Genomic DNA, 16,122 nt, shown 5'->3' with positions numbered 1-16,122 from the left:
AATGGTTTAAAATTCATAAGAAACCGAAGCCCAGAAGCTGCGGGGAAGAATGGTTCTTCCTGCCATCACAGCACCTTTGGTAACGGTAGAGAAATCACGGAATTGGTCGCCTCTCACATCACCTTCAGTCAACACTTTTGAGTTAAGCAGGTTATCTACCCATCCTCTCAATGCAATCTTCTTAGTGATATCATATCCTACACCACCACGCATTACCACATAGGCAGGCAATTTGTAACTATCAGAAGGAGAAGTGAAACGGCTGCCAATGTAGTTCGCAGAAAGGTTGATATTAAAACGTTTGATATCATAAGTAGCAGAAAGTTCAGTATTCAGCACTGGTACTCTTTCTGTTCTTTTACCTGTAAAGCTATAAGTGGTATCACCCATCTCTGCCAGTACTGAGGGGTTGGTATTGGTAGAAGCGGAATAATCAGTATATTTTGAATCCTGTAAAGTACCTGTCAGTCTTAGTCCCAGCTGTTTAACGGGCCTGTAAGACAATTCAAATTCAGCACTGTAAGTACGTGTAGAACCGAATGCAAGAATGTTCTGCAAACCTGCTGAAGTAGTAGGCACTGCAATAGTAAGGGATACATTTTTGATAGCAGAGTAACTGGCAGATGCAAACAGGGATACATTGCCCTGTGCATATTTTACGCCTAATTCTCCCAGGTACACAGGTCTTTTCTTAATAGAAGCAGGATCGAATGTAGTGGCGTTATAATCAATGATGTTAGGTGAATTATATGCTTTTGTAGCACGGCCAAACATGGCGATTGCATCATTTATTTTGTAGTTTAAACCTACTGATGCAGCCCAGTTAGTATTGTTTTCTGTATAAGCGGTATAGCCTGCAATAGAGGTAGTAGCAGCCACGGAAGGATCTCCAGAGCCATCAGCTTTTACACCATAGTAAGGTCTTTTGCCTGTAATATGATCGTTATCTGTCCTGAAGCCAATATCTAAACGCCATTGTTCGCTGAGGGTAATTTCATCACTCACATAAGCCGATAAGGTACGGGTGTTCCCTATAACCGTAGCAGTAGATAATGGAATCATCCCATTGCCGGTAGCGCTGCCAGCTAATAACCTGCGGGGATGTTCTTTTAGTTCCTGGAAAAACAGGAAGGTGTTATTAGGACCATTATTCACGTTGTACTGGTAAACACCTGCACCCAGCGTAAGCTGATGCCGGTTGATCTTCTTCCTGAAATCCAGGTAATCGATGATTTGTTTATCCCTGTTCTGTTGTGCAATTGCAACGGCAGTCACGATACCCTCACCGGTTTTAAGAGAAGCCGCTGTACCATCGGTATAGTAATAGTTACCCGAAGTGTAGGTACTCGCACCAATCGGGATCCCAACAGTATAATTGGTTTTAGCATCCTGGTAGCGGAAGTTGTTATTGATTTGCCAGCCGTTGCCGGTTGTATAATTAAACTGGAAACCGCCATATCCGAGTTTGGTATGGATCCCATCTGCCAGGTCGTAATTGAAGGTTTTACCAGAAGGATCCGTATAGCTCCATTTAGTATCTGTAGTAGCCAGCGACTGGTTGAAAAGGTCGAATCCTGCAACTGAGCGTGGCTTTCCGGAACCATCATATGAATAGTAGCCTGGCAGCATCCATTGCACTTTATCATTCAGGTATTTACCATACAGCCGGATGAATCCTTTCTTATTTTTGAATCCGAAGGTCATATTGCCTTTGATCTGCCCTCCCTGGTTAGCGGTATATCCCGGAGAAACAATGCCTTTATCTGTCCGATAAAATCCACCCACATTATATTTCACATTCTCGCTGATCTTTCCACCCACATTAGCATCCAGACGGTATAAGTCCTGCGATAAACCGCTGGTGAACTTTACTCTGCCATATGCATGTTCTGCACCGGTATAGCTCAGATTGTTCACCACAGCACCCGGTGTATTAGCTACAAGGATAGCCGCATTACCGCCCCTGATTGCTTCCACGCCTTTCACGGTAAGATCTGTTTTGTAATATTGATCTGCCGAAGGAATAGAGTTAAAGCCAGTAGGGATTACCGGAAGGCCGTCTTCCATGATGCCCAGGAAGATATATCCACCCTGTTGGGGGAAACCTCTCACCCATACATTACCTGGACCGTCGCCACCAGTACTTTCCACGGTAAGGCCGGGAATGGCCTTTAACAGGTCTGTACTATTGAGTGGTGCTCTGGTTTCAATATCCTTATTGCTCACTGTGGTAATTGCCACACTGGATTCAATTTTCTTTTTGGGATTACCTCCTGTAACTACCACGCCCTGCAATTGCAGCACATCTTCAATTAGCTCCACATTGATGGAGAGAGGAGCGTCACCCACCACTACCTGCAATTCTTTTGAGATATAGCCGATATATGATGCCGCAAGCGTGTAGGTACCCGCTGGCACCCTTTTCAGCTCGAACCGGCCCTCTGCATCTGTCAATGCAGAGGAACCGGTATTTCTGAGCTGGATGGTGACCCCTGGTAGCAACTCCCCCTTATTGCTCTTCACTGTACCGGAAATACTCACCTCTCTATCTAGTTGAACATTATCAGTATTGTAAAGCAACAGCTGATCATCCACCACTTTATAACCAATATGAAGTGGAACGAAGATTTGTTGCAGGAAGGTGCCCAGTTTCTGGTCTTTAATAAACAGACTGATAGTACGTTCCGATTGAATAGCTTTCGCGCTGAAGATAAAGCGGATCCCTGTCTGCATCTGGATATCGGCAATGATCTTCTTCAGCTCTTTCTTATCAGCATTAATAGAAATCGTCTTATCCAGCATTCCCTGAGCAGAGGAAGGCATAGTAGCATTTACTGAAGAGATAAAGAGTATTGTGAACGCGAGTTGCACAGCAGTTACTTTCATTGCAAGCAGCATTAAAGCAACAAGTTGCTTTTTTTTCATATTTTTACGTGGATTTAATCGTTAATAATGCATTGGCGATGGAATTCTTCCTGTATAGGAATGAAGGCCGGTAATGTTGCAACCATTGCCGGTTTTTTTTTACAGGAAACAACAAGTGTTACCCTGGCGGAGGCATAGTATTCATAACGTGTTATTTGGATTAATGAAATTTATTCAGATACATCCTTTTCCTCTCAGCAAAATTCTAGTTCCTTTGATCTCATAAGTAGCACCTACAGACTGGCAGATCACATCCAGTTTGGCGTACAGGTCTGCCTGCGTGAGGCCACCCGTAAAGGGACAGTTATATAAATGTTCATCCTCGACAACAATCTCCACTCCATAATAGTTTTCCAGTGATTCCATTACAATGCGAAGTGATTCATCATTAAATATGAGGGATGGCAGAGGCAGCGTATCATTATGTTGGATAACCGGCTGTGGCGATTCTACCAGGGTAGTTTCAAAGCTACTTTCAGACTGCCGGTAAATTACTCTCTGGTTAGGCATCAGGATGACTCCGGTATTGGCATTATGCTTTAAAGATTTATCTTCATATACTTCTACCTGGCCACTACGAACAGATACTTCCACCTCATTACTATTTACGGCCGGGGCAATTGTAAAACTCGTTCCCAATACATGCGTAACAAGTTTCTTACTATAAACATAGAAAGGACGGTTTGCATCTTTACCCACATCAAAAAAGGCTTTTCCTTTCAGGTATACTTCTCTTTTTGCCGTATTAAAATGTAATGGGTATTTCATAGACGCACCGGGATATAATGTAATGACAGTCCCATCTTCAAGCTTTATTGTATAATCAGCAGTGGTGCTGTTAATTGCTTCTTTATAGTGGCCATTACCCGCATTTACGTAGCCCTGATCTGATTCACGGCTGGCAAAGAACAGCCCGGCACCAATGATTACACCTGCCAGCGCAGCAGCAATCGCCCAGCGATATAGGGGCTTCATGCGGCGTACCGGCTGGCGGGTATCTGCCTGAATCTTCACCCAGAGTCGTTCTTCTGTGGCCTGCCACTCGTCTTCCTTCATAGAAGAAAGTTCTGTATCATCTCCTATCAGCTCATACCAGTGGTCTACCAGTTCCACTTCTTCCGGAGTACATCTGTTCTCCGCGTATTTCTTCAGGAAAAGGTGAAATTCATTACGATCCATGGCCGAATGTTATGAAAGGTTATATAGTAAGTAGTCAGTTCACGAAGACAAATCCCTAAAAAGAAAGTAAAGTTTTTTTTAAGACAGAGCTATCAGAAGGGGAATTCCCAATACCATGAAGTCTTTCAGGCTCACGCGCATCAGTTTCAGGGATTGGGTGATATGATACTCCACTGCTTTTTCAGTGAGATTCATATGATGTGCTATCTCTTTTACGGAGTATTTCTCGAAGCGGCTCAGGGTAAAAACTTCTCTCGTTTTGGGGGGTAATTTGGCCAGGGCCTGCTGGATGGCATGGTGGAGGTCATTGATTAAGATGGTGGCTTCTGTAGATTCATCGGTGCTGGTGCCGGGCATGTTCTTTTGGCTTACCTGCCTTACCATCATGGCATCCACATAATTGATCACCTTATATTTTACAGCAGTGAAAAGGTATTCTTCGAGTTTTTCTATCTGCAAAACGGCTCTTTTCTCCCATAGACTGACAAAAATATTCTGCACAATCTCTTCAGCAGCTTCCTTGTTCTTTAATTTATAACAAGCCATTGCAAACAGCCTTTTCCAGTACCGTTCATATAATGTGCGGAATGCATTTTCGTCGGAGGCTTTTAATAGCCGTAACAGGAGCTCATCAGTCAGCAACTCGAAACTCATACGTGGCAATATGTCCGTAAGTTAATGTTTTTTAAGAAACAACAATCGAATGATATTAAGCGTATTGATTACGTTTATGAGTGTGTCCTGATCGTACAAATCGTGAACTGATTTGTACGATCAGGCATTCCCCTATATTTTCCCGGGACTGACTGTGTCATCTCTTTTTAGTTTGCAGGTAGTTTCTATAGCTGGCATTTTAAAGTACTTAGAATTCAGGTATAAAAAATTTGGTAACAACCAATGATTCATTTCACTTTGAGATAAAACCCAGGTGAAAGAATTTTATTCCAGCAAATAGTTTTGTTTTATTAATTTTCCAGGAATATCCGCAATCAATTAAAATAAGAAACAGCCAATCAATTTGATTTTTAAAATATTGCAACAGCCTTAATGATTATCATTAGGGCTGTTTTTGTTTAATCTGACCGGTTGAGTTTATTAAACAAAAATAAAAAAACGAGGGAGCGGCTTTTTCATACCCCTACTCTCCCATAAGCAATTAATTGTTTATATTCACTTAAACATCCACGGTTTCCTGCTGGTATAATATTTGGTTCAAACTTAACTTATTAAACTACAACAAAATGAAAGCAATCTGGCACCATGAAATAATAGCGGAAAGCAATAATACAGTTGTGGTGGAGAACAATCATTACTTTCCTGCGGAAGCAGTGAACATGTCACTGCTGAGTCCCTCCAACACCCAGACCCATTGCCCATGGAAAGGAGAAGCATCTTATTATAATGTTACTATTGACGGTAAAGTAAACAACGACGCTGCCTGGTATTACCCGGACCCCAAGGCTGCTGCAGTTGAAATAAAAGACCGCATCGCTTTCTGGAAAGGCGTAGAAGTAACCAAATAAACTATTCTTTATGAAGAAATTTGATGCAATTGTCATTGGCTCCGGCCAGGGTGGTACTCCGCTTGCGAAAAAACTGGCAAATGCCGGCTGGGAAACAGCCCTGGTTGAAAAGAGATGGATCGGTGGGACCTGTATAAATGACGGCTGTACGCCTACCAAATCCATGGTAGCCTGTGCAAAAGCAGCATATACTATCTCACATAGCCAGGAATGGGGTATTACTGTCAGCGATTGTAAAGTGAACCTGGAAAAGATTATTGACCGTAAGAATGAAGTAGTACTTCGCTTCAGGTCTGGTTCTGAAAAGGGATTGGAAAAAACGGAAGGTCTTACCCTTATTTACGGAGAAGCCGCTTTTACCGGAAATAAAACATTGTCTGTTCAATTAAAAGATGGAAGCCTGGAAGAAATCACGGCGGATTATATTTTGATCAATACAGGCGCACTGCCAAAGATCCCTGCTATTCCAGGACTGGATACCATTCCCTACCTCACCAGTACCACCCTGCTTGATAATAAAACACTTCCCTCCCACCTTGTCATATTAGGAGGCAGTTATGTAGCCCTTGAATTCGGACAGATGTTCCGCCGTTTCGGCAGCCAGGTGACGATCATTGAAACAGCGTCACAATTGTTATCACGTGAAGATGAAGATGTATCGGCAGAAGTGAAAAAGATTATTGAAGCATCCGGTATTACAGTGCATACGAATGCACAGGTAAAAAAGGTAGAACTGGCAGGCAATGATGTAATCCGGATAGAGTTAAATGCTAATGGACAATCACACGCCATCACAGGTTCTCACCTGCTGATAGCTACCGGACGGGAACCACAAACAAAAGCCCTTCAACTGGATAAAGCAGGAATCCTTAAAGATGAAAAAGGATATATTACTGTAAATGATAAACTGGAAACTGGTGTTCCCGGAATTTTTGCTTTTGGAGATGTGAAAGGAGGACCGGCATTCACACATATTGCCTATAATGATCACCTTGTATTATTTAAGAACCTGGTGGATAAAAAAGTTACTTCTATCAAAGATCGCCCCATACCATACTGTATGTTTACAGATCCTCAGTTAGGGCGTATTGGCCTTACGGAAAAAGAAGCCCTTGAAAAAGGTTATCATGTTAAGGTTGCCTGTTTACCAATGACCAGGGTAGCAAGAGCCATTGAAACAGGCCATACACAAGGCTTTATGAAAGCTATCGTAGATGCTGCCACGGATAAAATATTGGGCGCTGCCATACTGGGTGAAGAAGGAGGAGAAGTAATGTCTGTGATCCAGATGGCTATGCTGGGAGGATTTACAGCTGCACAACTCAGGGATATGATTTTTGCACATCCTCTTTATACAGAATCTCTGAATAACTTATTTGCTACAATAACCGATTAAGTTATATTTTACTTGCGGGTAACAATCTGAGTATTCAAATACCCAATAAGGGCCTATGATACGACTCGAAAATGTAAGTAAATCATTCACCAACGGAAAGCCGGTTGTCAGTAATGTTTCATTTGAGGTGAACACCGGAGAAACGATGGTATTACTGGGCACAAGCGGAAGTGGTAAAACGACAACACTACGGATGATTAACCGGCTGACAGACTCCAGCAGCGGTAACATTTATGTTAACGGTACACCGGTGACTACACAGCAACCGGAAACACTGAGAAGAGGTATCGGATATGTACTCCAGGATAACGGTTTGTTTCCTCACTACACTGTTGCAGAGAATATTGCTATCATACCTGAACTCCTGCAGTGGGACAAAAAACGGATTATTGACCGAACAGCTATCCTGATGGAGAAGCTGCATCTACCGGTATCTGAATATCTGCATGCCTATCCTCAGCAATTGAGTGGCGGACAGCAACAACGCGTAGGGCTTGCACGTGCACTAGCCGCAGATCCTCCTGTGTTGCTGATGGATGAACCATTCGGAGCACTGGATCCTGTTACGAGGGCCAGTGTGAGAAAGGAATTCCGCTCACTCGATGAGGTGCACAGCAAAACCGTAATCATCGTAACTCATGATGTGCAGGAAGCATTTGAACTGGGCACCTACATCTGCCTGATGGATAAAGGGATTGTTCAACAGATAGGTACACCAGCCGAACTATTATTTGCACCTGCAAATGATTTTGTGCACTCCTTCTTTCACGAACAAAGATTACTACTGGAACTGAAAGCACTGAAGTTGGCAGATATCAGACCCTGGTTAACAGGAACCGATCAACTAAAAAACGGGGTTATAGAAAGCAACCTGACACCCGAATTCAAAATAGCAGTTCCTCTCAATGGCGGCAACTCATGCTGGGAAGCCCTTGAACAAACAACTGCCGGGGAGATGACTATCGTTCAATTTGACAATGGTATAGCAGAGCTCAACACAAATGCATTAATGGATGCAGTAAAACAATACAAGCAAACAAGGGTACATGGAAGAACAACAGAGCTTCATTGAGTTTGTACAACAGCAATCCGGCAAGCTGCTGGAACAAACATTGCAGCATATCGGACTAACATTTATTTCATTACTCCTGGCTGTACTGATAGGTGTACCTCTCGGTATCCTGATTACACGCAGGAAAAAACTGGCAGGTACTGTACTCGGTGTTGCCGGGGTATTACAGACCATACCCAGTATAGCACTGCTGGGTTTTATGATTCCATTGCTGGGCATAGGTGCTCAACCTGCCATCGTTGCGCTATTCCTCTACGCATTGTTACCAATTATCCGCAATACCTATACTGGTATTCAACAGGTGAATCCTACCGTGACAGACGCTGCCATAGGAATGGGGATGAGTAAGCAGCAACTCCTGTTTAAAGTACAGCTTCCACTGGCTATGCCGGTATTATTGGCAGGCATCCGCACCGCGACAGTAATTAATGTAGGGGTCGCCACTTTGGCAGCATATATTGCCGCTGGTGGACTGGGAGAATTCATTTTCGGAGGTATTGCTCTGAATAATACCAATATGATCCTGGCAGGTGCAGTGCCTGCTGCCTTACTGGCAATCATTTTTGACTGGATTTTATCAAGGATGCAACGGCTCAATTTGCGTAAGGTTAAGAAAAGCTTGTACATATTCCCTTTTTTGTTGCTGATATTATCGTCTTTTTACTTATTGCCAACTGTATACGGTACGCAGCTTGTGGCAGGCTTTACGCCGGAATTCATGGGCCGGAAAGATGGTAACCTGGGATTAAAAAAGATCTACGGACTAAAGATCCGGACGGTGGTAATCAGTGATATGATAATGTATAAGGCTGCTTATGAAAAGAAACTGGATGTAATTAGCGGAAGCAGTACGGACGGGCGTGTAAAGGCATATGACCTGATTGTACTGAAAGATGATAAACACATTTTTCCACCCTATTATGCGGCGCCTATTGTACGGCAGGAAACTCTTGATAAGTATCCGGAACTGACAAGTGTGCTGAATAAATTGTCTGGTATAATTAATGATAGTATTATGACTGAGCTCAACTACCGGGTGGACTATCTGAAACAGGATCCGGCAGTGGTAGCAAAAGATTTCCTGGTAGCCAGTCACTTATGGCAGCCGGAAAAACATGGAACTAAAGGAAGTATTCGTATTGGTGCTAAAATATTTGGAGATGGGTATATATTAGCTAACATGTATAAGATGCTTGTGAATGGCTACACTGATATAGAAGCTATTACAAAGACCGGCCTGGGAGGCACTAAGATCTGTTTTGAAGCACTTACCAATGGTCAGATAGATCTTTACCCGGAATATACCGGCACCGGTTTGCTGGTGTTATTACAGGCCGGTCAGCCGGTTGTTGATTCCCTGATCGGAGATAATCAGAAAGTATATGATTATGTTGCAGGAGAATTTACCAGGCGGTTTAATATCAGGTGGCTGGCTCCTATCGGCTTCAATAATACATATGCCTTAATGATGCGCAGGCAGCAGGCTGTTACGCTTAACATTACATCTATTTCCGACCTTACAAAATATTTAGTGCATCACTAACCACCAGGTATATGCAACTTAGAAATGATTATGAAACGGTGAGGAAGCGATCTATTTATATCTGCGCGCCTCTCAAAACAGAAGATTACGTAGTACAGCCAATAGTGGATGTTAGTCCGCCGAAATGGCATCTCGGCCACACTACCTGGTTTTTTGAGACTTTTCTGCTAAAGCCTCACCTGCCGGGTTATACAGAGTTTGATCCTGATTACAATTTTGTATTTAACAGCTATTACGAATCTGTAGGTACACGTGTAGTACGCACAGACCGTGGTAACCTGAGCCGTCCAGCAGTGGAAGATGTGATGCGTTACCGTGAGCATGTGGATAATGCTATGCATACTTTGCTGGATTCTCCTGTTACACCGGAACTGGAAACACTGATTGTGTTAGGACTAAACCACGAAGAACAACATCAGGAACTCCTCTATACAGATATCAAATATATCCTGGGACATAACCCCTTATTACCTGCCTACGATAAAAACAAAGCAGGTACGCCAGTGGATACTTCCAGGGATGATGATTTTCTTTCTATGCCAGCAGGTGTTTACCAGATTGGGCATGAAGGGAAAGGATTTTGTTTTGATAATGAACTGTCAAGACATTCTGTATACTTACAGGATTATGCCATCAGCACAAAGCTGGTGACAAATGCCGAATACCTTGCCTTTATGGAAGCAGGCGGCTATAGCGATTTCCGTCACTGGCATGCAGAAGGCTGGGATTGGGTAAAGACAAACCAGGTAACCGCTCCGCTGTACTGGCATCAGTTGAATGGGCAATGGCAACATTATACCTGGCAGGGATTACAACCTGTTACACCAGATGCACCCGTTTGTCATATCAGCTATTACGAAGCTGCCGCTTATGCCGCCTGGAAAGGAATGCGGTTACCTACAGAGTTCGAATGGGAAGCAGCAGCGCCTCAATTATCATGGGGACAACGATGGGAATGGACAGAAAGTGCCTACCTGCCCTACCCCGGCTTTACCAAAGCACCTGGCGCTATTGGAGAATATAACGGCAAATTTATGATAAGCCAGATGGTATTGCGTGGTGGTTCTGAGGTAACACCTCCTAATCACAGCCGTATCACCTACCGGAACTTTTTCCATCCTTCTTTAAGGTGGCAGTTTACCGGTATCAGGCTGGCAAAACAGCACTTATTTAACCTAATATAATATTGTTATGGCAACCACCACCGTAATAAATTCGTTATCTGCACGTGTTGAACAACAGGAGCCCAGGGAAGTATTTTACCAGGATGTGATACGTGGACTTTCAGCTACAGATAAGTATCTTGATTCCAAATATTTTTATGATGCGGAAGGGGATCACCTTTTTCAGCAGATCATGCACTGTCCTGAATATTATCCCACCAATTGTGAGATGGAAATATTACGGGAGCAGTCTGCAAAAATCAGCCAGACAATACGTACCTACACCCCTCATTTTGATGTGGTAGAACTGGGTGCAGGTGATGCTACCAAATCAATTCACCTGTTACAGCAATTACAGAAAACAAATAAGGCTGTAACCTATTACCCTGTTGATATATCCGGCAACGTTATTAACCAGCTGGAAAAAACACTACCGGGTAAATTACCTTCCCTGCAGTTACACGGATTGAATGGTGAGTATTTTGAGATGCTGCATCAGGCTAACATATTATCCGCAAAAAGCAAAGTGGTATTGTGTATGGGCGGTAATATCGGAAACTTCACGCCTCCGGAAGCCAAGAAGTTCTGCCGGCAGTTGCGGCGTCACCTACAACCGGGCGACTTACTACTCATCGGGTTCGATCTGAAGAAACATCCTCAGATTATTCTGAATGCATATAATGATGCTGCAGGTATCACCCGTGATTTTAATCTGAACCTGTTGCGGCGTATTAACAACGAATTAGGTGCAGACTTTGATCTCACTAAATTTGAACACTACCCTACTTATGATCCTGGCACAGGTGCCTGTAAGAGTTACCTGGTAAGCCTGGAAGATCAAAGGGTAAATATCGGCACACAGTCTTTTGACTTTGCAACGCATGAACCTGTGTATATGGAAATTTCACAGAAATACAGTCTTGCAGAAACAGAAACACTGGCTATGCATTCCGGGTTTAAACCTGTGGCTAATTTCTTTGATACAAAGAAATGGTTTGTGGATTGCTTGTGGTTGTGTAGTTAAGATTTATAAATTTATATTAAAAAACCCGATGCCGTATGGTATCGGGTTTTTTAATTAAATTTTATGCAGGATTTCTTTTAGGGCTTCCAATAATATGTCACACTCTTCATTTGTATTATAATAATGTGGAGAAATTCGCAACGCCCAGTCTACTCCCTTACTTTCAAAATCTATAAATGCACCACTAAGAGTACTGACAGATGTATTGATATTCTTCCTGCGTAAAGTATCCAGTAACCAGTCTGAATTAACAGATGGAACAGACAATGTAATGATGCTGGACAACTCTGCACCTTTATCCAGTAACCGTACACCAGGTAATTCCTGTAATGCGGGTCTCAGTTTATCGCAAAGTTCTTTATTGCGTGCCGCTATATCAGGAATTCCGATCTGCAAAGCATATTCAACAGCTGCAAGACTACCAGCCAGAAAGGCATATGGTTGTTCCCAGTCCTGAAAACGTTTTGCACCCCGTACCGGTTCGAATACGTCTTTGCCCGTCCATTCTGCACCATACATATCAATATAGAGCGGTAACCATTTCTTTTCCAGAATGTTGTCAGACACATACAGAAAGCCAGCACCTCTCGGGCCACGAAGAAATTTCCTCATGGTTACACACAAAAAATCACATTGGATCTCTTCCACATCAAGGGGCATTTGTCCCACCGACTGGCAGGCATCTACGAGATAAGGAATATCCAGTTCCCTGCATATCTTTCCAATAGTCGCTATCGGTTGTACCAACCCTGAATTTGTAGGCACATGCGTCAATGATACTAACCTGGGATGATGCTGGCGGATCAGACGTTCCATATCTGTTACATCTACTCCACCCTCCGGCAAACTGGCAGCACGCAGCAACCGGATTCCCATTCTTTGTTGTAATGATAGAAAAGCCAGTTGATTGCTGGAATAATCTTCATTTGCAATTATTACTACATCGTCTTTTTCAAAAGGGACGCAGGATAATGCCCTTGCAAAAGAGTTGGTAGCACTGGATGTAAAAGCAATGTTATGAGCAGCGGTATTTATCAGCTGGCCAGCAGCAACATAAAAGCGATTGTTGGACGCAGCCCGTAAGGCAGCCAGTTCGTATCCACCCGTCAGGGATTCTTGTGTAATATAATCCTGTATTGCGTGTATCACAGGAGCAGGCATTAAAGCAGATCCGGCATTATTGAAATGTACTTTCGTTTTACAGCCTGGCGTGTCCGCCCTTAGTTGTTCAATATCCATAATAGGGTTTATAGTTACAGGGTTACTTCCATGCGACCAGTAATTTTCTTAATCTGAAGATCTCTTTCGTACAATAGCTGGTATGATCTCCGGCCAGCAAAACCTATTTCCACGCTCCCAGCAATCTTCTGAGTACGATGATCTCTCCTGTATGATAGCTTGTATGATCTCCGATCAGCAGGGCTTCCCTTAAAAGGTGCTGCCCATCACCATGTGAAAAAGGTGCAAACAGGTCAACATCGGGAGCTTCAAGCAAGGTAATGAATTCCTCATTATTTTTTTTGATCTGGTGCAGTGCATCTTTCCAGGCAGCTTCGCTGGGAGGTTCCGGTTTCTCAGGCCAGTAGCCTTCCGGCCAGGATGGCGAAGTATGTTTGGGGTCGCGCGAAAACTCAAGAATATCCCATTGGGTAATACGAATATGATCTACCAGTTGCCAAATACTATAAGGCATTCCATCCGGTACTACCCCACGCAGTTTTGCAGGCAGTTGTTTTACCGCATCTTCAAAAGTAGCATGTGCATTTCCGCCGGTTAATAATTCTTTAAGTGATTTTACCAGTTCCTTATTAGCTTTTGACATAAAAAAATTTACCCCAATTCCCCAATAAAGATGCCAGGGAAATTTTAATTTGCTTACTTACCTACAAGTAAGTAATTTTGTGATCCATGCTATATTATTTATGCAGGACACAAAAGAAAGAATTATTGAGCTGGCCGACCGGCTGATTAAAACCAGGGGGTTTAATGCTTTCAGTTACAAGGACATCTCTGATCCCCTGGAGATTAAAAATGCGGCAATACACTACTATTTCCCATCAAAAGCCGATCTGGGAATCGCAGTTATTGAGCAGGAAATAGAAAAATTAGCTACCAATAAACTAAAATGGGCTACTTTACCAGAAGATAAGCAACTGCAACTCTTATTTGATACCTTCAATCAAAAAAGCAAGCAAGGCTTTGTGTGCCTGATGGGTTCCCTTTCTCCTGATTATGAAACCTTGCCAGCTCCTATGCAGGAAAAAGTACAGCAGATGAGTGAGAATGTACTGGAGTGGACAACTTTGTGTCTGGAACACGGGCGCAACAGAGATCTTTTTCATTTTGACGGTGAAGCATATAACAGGGCCTTGTTGGTAATATCCGACCTGCTTGCCTCCCTTCTCTTATCAAGAGTAATGGGTAGTGAAGTGTTCGATAAGATGAGCAGACAATTATTAAACGATCTTTTATAAACATTTAATCAGAAAACCTAACAATCAGTCAATAGAGAATGGAAACATACACGTTAAAACGAGCAGTTATCACCGGTTTAGGCGCACTTACTCCTATAGGCAACAACGTAGCTGACTACTGGAATAATCTTAAAACCGGTGTCAGTGGTTCTGCCCGTATCACGCGATTTAATCCGGAACGTTTCAGAACACAGTTTGCCTGTGAATTGAAGAATTATGATCCTACCACCTTGCTGGACAGGAATGACATCCGTAAAACTGATCCATTTACACAATATGCACTGATTGCGGCACAACAGGCTGTAGACGATGCCAAACTGGATTTTTCTACAATGGATCCATTTGACAGTGGTGTAATATGGGGTTCCGGACAAGGAGGAATGCAAACATTTGAAGAACAGGTAAAAGAATATACACAGGGTGGTTTTAATCCGAGGTTCAATCCTTTCTTTGTGCCTAAATTCATTACCAACATGGCTTCTGGTATGATCTCCATCCGTTTCGGACTTATGGGCATCAACTATACCACCGTTTCTGCCTGTGCAACATCCAATACCGCTATTATGGATGCGCTGAATTATATCCGCCTGGGTAAAGCGAAAGTGATTATTACAGGTGGTTCTGAAGCTCCTGTAACAGAGGCTTCTATAGGAGGTTTCTGTGCTATGAAGGCCATGTCTGCCAGAAATGATGATCCTGCATCCGCTTCCAGACCATTTGATGTAACCAGAGATGGTTTTATTATGGGCGAAGGTGCCGGTGCCCTGGTACTGGAAGAATATGAACATGCTGTAGCCAGAGGCGCTCATATCTACGCAGAAGTAGTGGGTGCTTCCATGACAGCAGACGCTTATCATATGACGGCTACCCATCCAGAAGGACTGGGTGCATTAAGAGCCATGCAGAATGCGTTGAATGAAGCAGGATTGAAACCGGAGGATGTAGATTATCTGAATGCACATGCTACCTCTACACCAGTAGGTGATCTGAGTGAGATCTCTGCCATCATGAAACTGTTCGGAGAAAATCCTAAGAACTTATCTATCAGCGCTACCAAATCCATGACAGGTCACCTGTTGGGAGCTGCCGGCGCTATTGAAGCCATTGCTGCTATACTAAGCATCAGGGACGGCATTATACCTCCTACTATTAATACAACAGAACTGGACAAAACTATTCCTGCAACGATGCCTATCGTGCTGGGAAAAGCTATAGAAAAGAAAGTGCGTGTAGCCATGAGCAATACCTTTGGGTTTGGCGGGCATAATGGCATTGTACTGTTCAGAGAAGTAATCTGATTTATCCGGCTCCTGCTGGCGCCTACTTTCCTTTTAAAGGCGTCAGCAACCCGGTAAGCCCATTCATCTTAATTTCAAGCATCGTACTCAATAGCATCCCCAGTTTACCCTGGGGCATGCCTTTGCGCTGAAACCATTCCAGATAAGAAACTGGCAGGTCGCAAAGTAATACATCCTTGTATTTACCATAAGGCATTTTCATGGTAACCAGCTGCTTAAATATTTCCGGATCGGGTTGTATCAGTTCCATCGGACAAATATAAGATGAAAAATCAGTTACATAAAAACCAGGTACTACCTTTCGCTAAGGATAGTTCATCGATTTCAACAGGGAATTTAAGAAGAAACCCAGTTACCACATTTCGTTAAGAATAGATGCATCGATTTCAACAGGAACAGTAGATCAGTTTGTTAATATTAAATTGCTTAAAATTAATAGTAGATTAAAGAACATTGACCGTAATTTCTTCTCCCGAAAAAAAATCCCTTTTTTCCCATCTTTTTTAAATCCAAAAGAAATCCTAC

Annotated in this window: 14 protein-coding genes; 8 read left to right on the top strand and 6 right to left on the bottom strand. The window is 43.0% G+C overall.

Annotated elements, in window-relative coordinates; all coding sequences use genetic code 11:
• Positions 1–6: 6 nt before the first annotated feature.
• From BM176_RS13275 to BM176_RS13265, 3 genes are all read right to left on the bottom strand, one after another.
• On the bottom strand, positions 7–2,925 hold the full coding sequence (locus tag BM176_RS13275; RefSeq protein ID WP_090103730.1) for a TonB-dependent receptor: 2,919 nt from the start codon (positions 2,923–2,925) through the stop codon (positions 7–9).
• Between the two features lie 174 nt (positions 2,926–3,099).
• Positions 3,100–4,104, bottom strand: a complete 1,005-nt coding sequence (locus BM176_RS13270) for a FecR family protein (RefSeq protein ID WP_090103728.1) — start codon at positions 4,102–4,104, stop codon at positions 3,100–3,102.
• Positions 4,105–4,182: 78 nt separating this feature from the next.
• Complete coding sequence (locus BM176_RS13265; protein WP_090103726.1) at positions 4,183–4,758, bottom strand: RNA polymerase sigma-70 factor; 576 nt, start codon at positions 4,756–4,758, stop codon at positions 4,183–4,185.
• Positions 4,759–5,345: 587 nt separating this feature from the next.
• On the opposite strand from BM176_RS13265, the gene BM176_RS13260 reads away from it, so the two are divergent.
• From BM176_RS13260 to egtD, 6 genes are read left to right on the top strand one after another with little or no spacing between them, the layout of a single operon-like run.
• Positions 5,346–5,627, top strand: coding sequence for a DUF427 domain-containing protein (locus BM176_RS13260; protein WP_090103724.1), 282 nt, complete (start codon positions 5,346–5,348; stop codon positions 5,625–5,627).
• Between the two features lie 10 nt (positions 5,628–5,637).
• Positions 5,638–7,023 carry a mercuric reductase gene (locus BM176_RS13255; protein ID WP_090103721.1) on the top strand — a complete coding sequence of 462 codons (1,386 nt, stop codon included), beginning with the start codon at positions 5,638–5,640 and terminating at the stop codon, positions 7,021–7,023.
• 55 nt (positions 7,024–7,078) lie between these two features.
• Positions 7,079–8,095: an ABC transporter ATP-binding protein gene (locus BM176_RS13250; RefSeq protein ID WP_090103719.1), complete on the top strand. Its 1,017-nt coding sequence runs from the start codon at positions 7,079–7,081 to the stop codon at positions 8,093–8,095.
• Positions 8,070–9,638, top strand: a complete 1,569-nt coding sequence (locus BM176_RS13245; RefSeq protein WP_090103717.1) for an ABC transporter permease/substrate-binding protein — start codon at positions 8,070–8,072, stop codon at positions 9,636–9,638. Before BM176_RS13250 ends, BM176_RS13245 begins: the two co-directional genes overlap by 26 nt.
• Before the next feature lie 11 nt (positions 9,639–9,649).
• Positions 9,650–10,822 carry an ergothioneine biosynthesis protein EgtB gene (gene egtB / locus BM176_RS13240; protein ID WP_090103715.1) on the top strand — a complete coding sequence of 391 codons (1,173 nt, stop codon included), beginning with the start codon at positions 9,650–9,652 and terminating at the stop codon, positions 10,820–10,822.
• Positions 10,823–10,829: 7 nt separating this feature from the next.
• Positions 10,830–11,825, top strand: coding sequence for an L-histidine N(alpha)-methyltransferase (gene egtD / locus BM176_RS13235; protein WP_090103713.1), 996 nt, complete (start codon positions 10,830–10,832; stop codon positions 11,823–11,825).
• A 54-nt stretch (positions 11,826–11,879) separates the two neighbouring features.
• Here egtD and BM176_RS13230 read toward each other — a convergent pair whose 3' ends face one another.
• A complete protein-coding gene (locus BM176_RS13230) occupies positions 11,880–13,064 on the bottom strand; it encodes an aminotransferase class V-fold PLP-dependent enzyme (protein ID WP_090103711.1) in 1,185 nt (394 codons plus the stop codon).
• Positions 13,065–13,167: 103 nt separating this feature from the next.
• Positions 13,168–13,647 (bottom strand): DinB family protein, encoded by a 480-nt coding sequence (locus BM176_RS13225; protein WP_090103709.1) that lies wholly within the window; start codon positions 13,645–13,647, stop codon positions 13,168–13,170.
• A gap of 100 nt (positions 13,648–13,747) precedes the next feature.
• On the opposite strand from BM176_RS13225, the gene BM176_RS13220 reads away from it, so the two are divergent.
• Positions 13,748–14,299, top strand: a complete 552-nt coding sequence (locus tag BM176_RS13220) for a TetR/AcrR family transcriptional regulator (RefSeq protein ID WP_090103708.1) — start codon at positions 13,748–13,750, stop codon at positions 14,297–14,299.
• A gap of 38 nt (positions 14,300–14,337) precedes the next feature.
• Complete coding sequence (fabF, locus tag BM176_RS13215; RefSeq protein ID WP_090103706.1) at positions 14,338–15,597, top strand: beta-ketoacyl-ACP synthase II; 1,260 nt, start codon at positions 14,338–14,340, stop codon at positions 15,595–15,597.
• Between the two features lie 22 nt (positions 15,598–15,619).
• On the opposite strand, the gene BM176_RS13210 is transcribed toward fabF, so the two are convergent.
• Entirely contained in the window at positions 15,620–15,847 is a 228-nt protein-coding gene (locus BM176_RS13210; protein WP_090103704.1) for a DUF3820 family protein, read from the bottom strand.
• Positions 15,848–16,122: the final 275 nt, after the last annotated feature.

The organism is Chitinophaga sp. CF118, assembly GCF_900112615.1.
GTDB lineage: Bacteria > Bacteroidota > Bacteroidia > Chitinophagales > Chitinophagaceae > Chitinophaga.
This window is presented reverse-complemented; position numbering and strand designations above follow the sequence as displayed.

Coding starts and splice junctions, on each gene's coding strand:
- BM176_RS13210 (WP_090103704.1), bottom strand. CDS start 15,847: ATGGAACTGATACAACCCGATCCGGAAATATTTAAGCAGCTGGTTACC.
- BM176_RS13265 (WP_090103726.1), bottom strand. CDS start 4,758: ATGAGTTTCGAGTTGCTGACTGATGAGCTCCTGTTACGGCTATTAAAA.
- BM176_RS13220 (WP_090103708.1), top strand. CDS start 13,748: ATGCAGGACACAAAAGAAAGAATTATTGAGCTGGCCGACCGGCTGATT.
- fabF (WP_090103706.1), top strand. CDS start 14,338: ATGGAAACATACACGTTAAAACGAGCAGTTATCACCGGTTTAGGCGCA.
- BM176_RS13245 (WP_090103717.1), top strand. CDS start 8,070: ATGGAAGAACAACAGAGCTTCATTGAGTTTGTACAACAGCAATCCGGC.
- BM176_RS13230 (WP_090103711.1), bottom strand. CDS start 13,064: ATGGATATTGAACAACTAAGGGCGGACACGCCAGGCTGTAAAACGAAA.
- BM176_RS13275 (WP_090103730.1), bottom strand. CDS start 2,925: ATGAAAAAAAAGCAACTTGTTGCTTTAATGCTGCTTGCAATGAAAGTA.
- BM176_RS13225 (WP_090103709.1), bottom strand. CDS start 13,647: ATGTCAAAAGCTAATAAGGAACTGGTAAAATCACTTAAAGAATTATTA.
- egtB (WP_090103715.1), top strand. CDS start 9,650: ATGCAACTTAGAAATGATTATGAAACGGTGAGGAAGCGATCTATTTAT.
- BM176_RS13255 (WP_090103721.1), top strand. CDS start 5,638: ATGAAGAAATTTGATGCAATTGTCATTGGCTCCGGCCAGGGTGGTACT.
- BM176_RS13260 (WP_090103724.1), top strand. CDS start 5,346: ATGAAAGCAATCTGGCACCATGAAATAATAGCGGAAAGCAATAATACA.
- egtD (WP_090103713.1), top strand. CDS start 10,830: ATGGCAACCACCACCGTAATAAATTCGTTATCTGCACGTGTTGAACAA.
- BM176_RS13250 (WP_090103719.1), top strand. CDS start 7,079: ATGATACGACTCGAAAATGTAAGTAAATCATTCACCAACGGAAAGCCG.
- BM176_RS13270 (WP_090103728.1), bottom strand. CDS start 4,104: ATGGATCGTAATGAATTTCACCTTTTCCTGAAGAAATACGCGGAGAAC.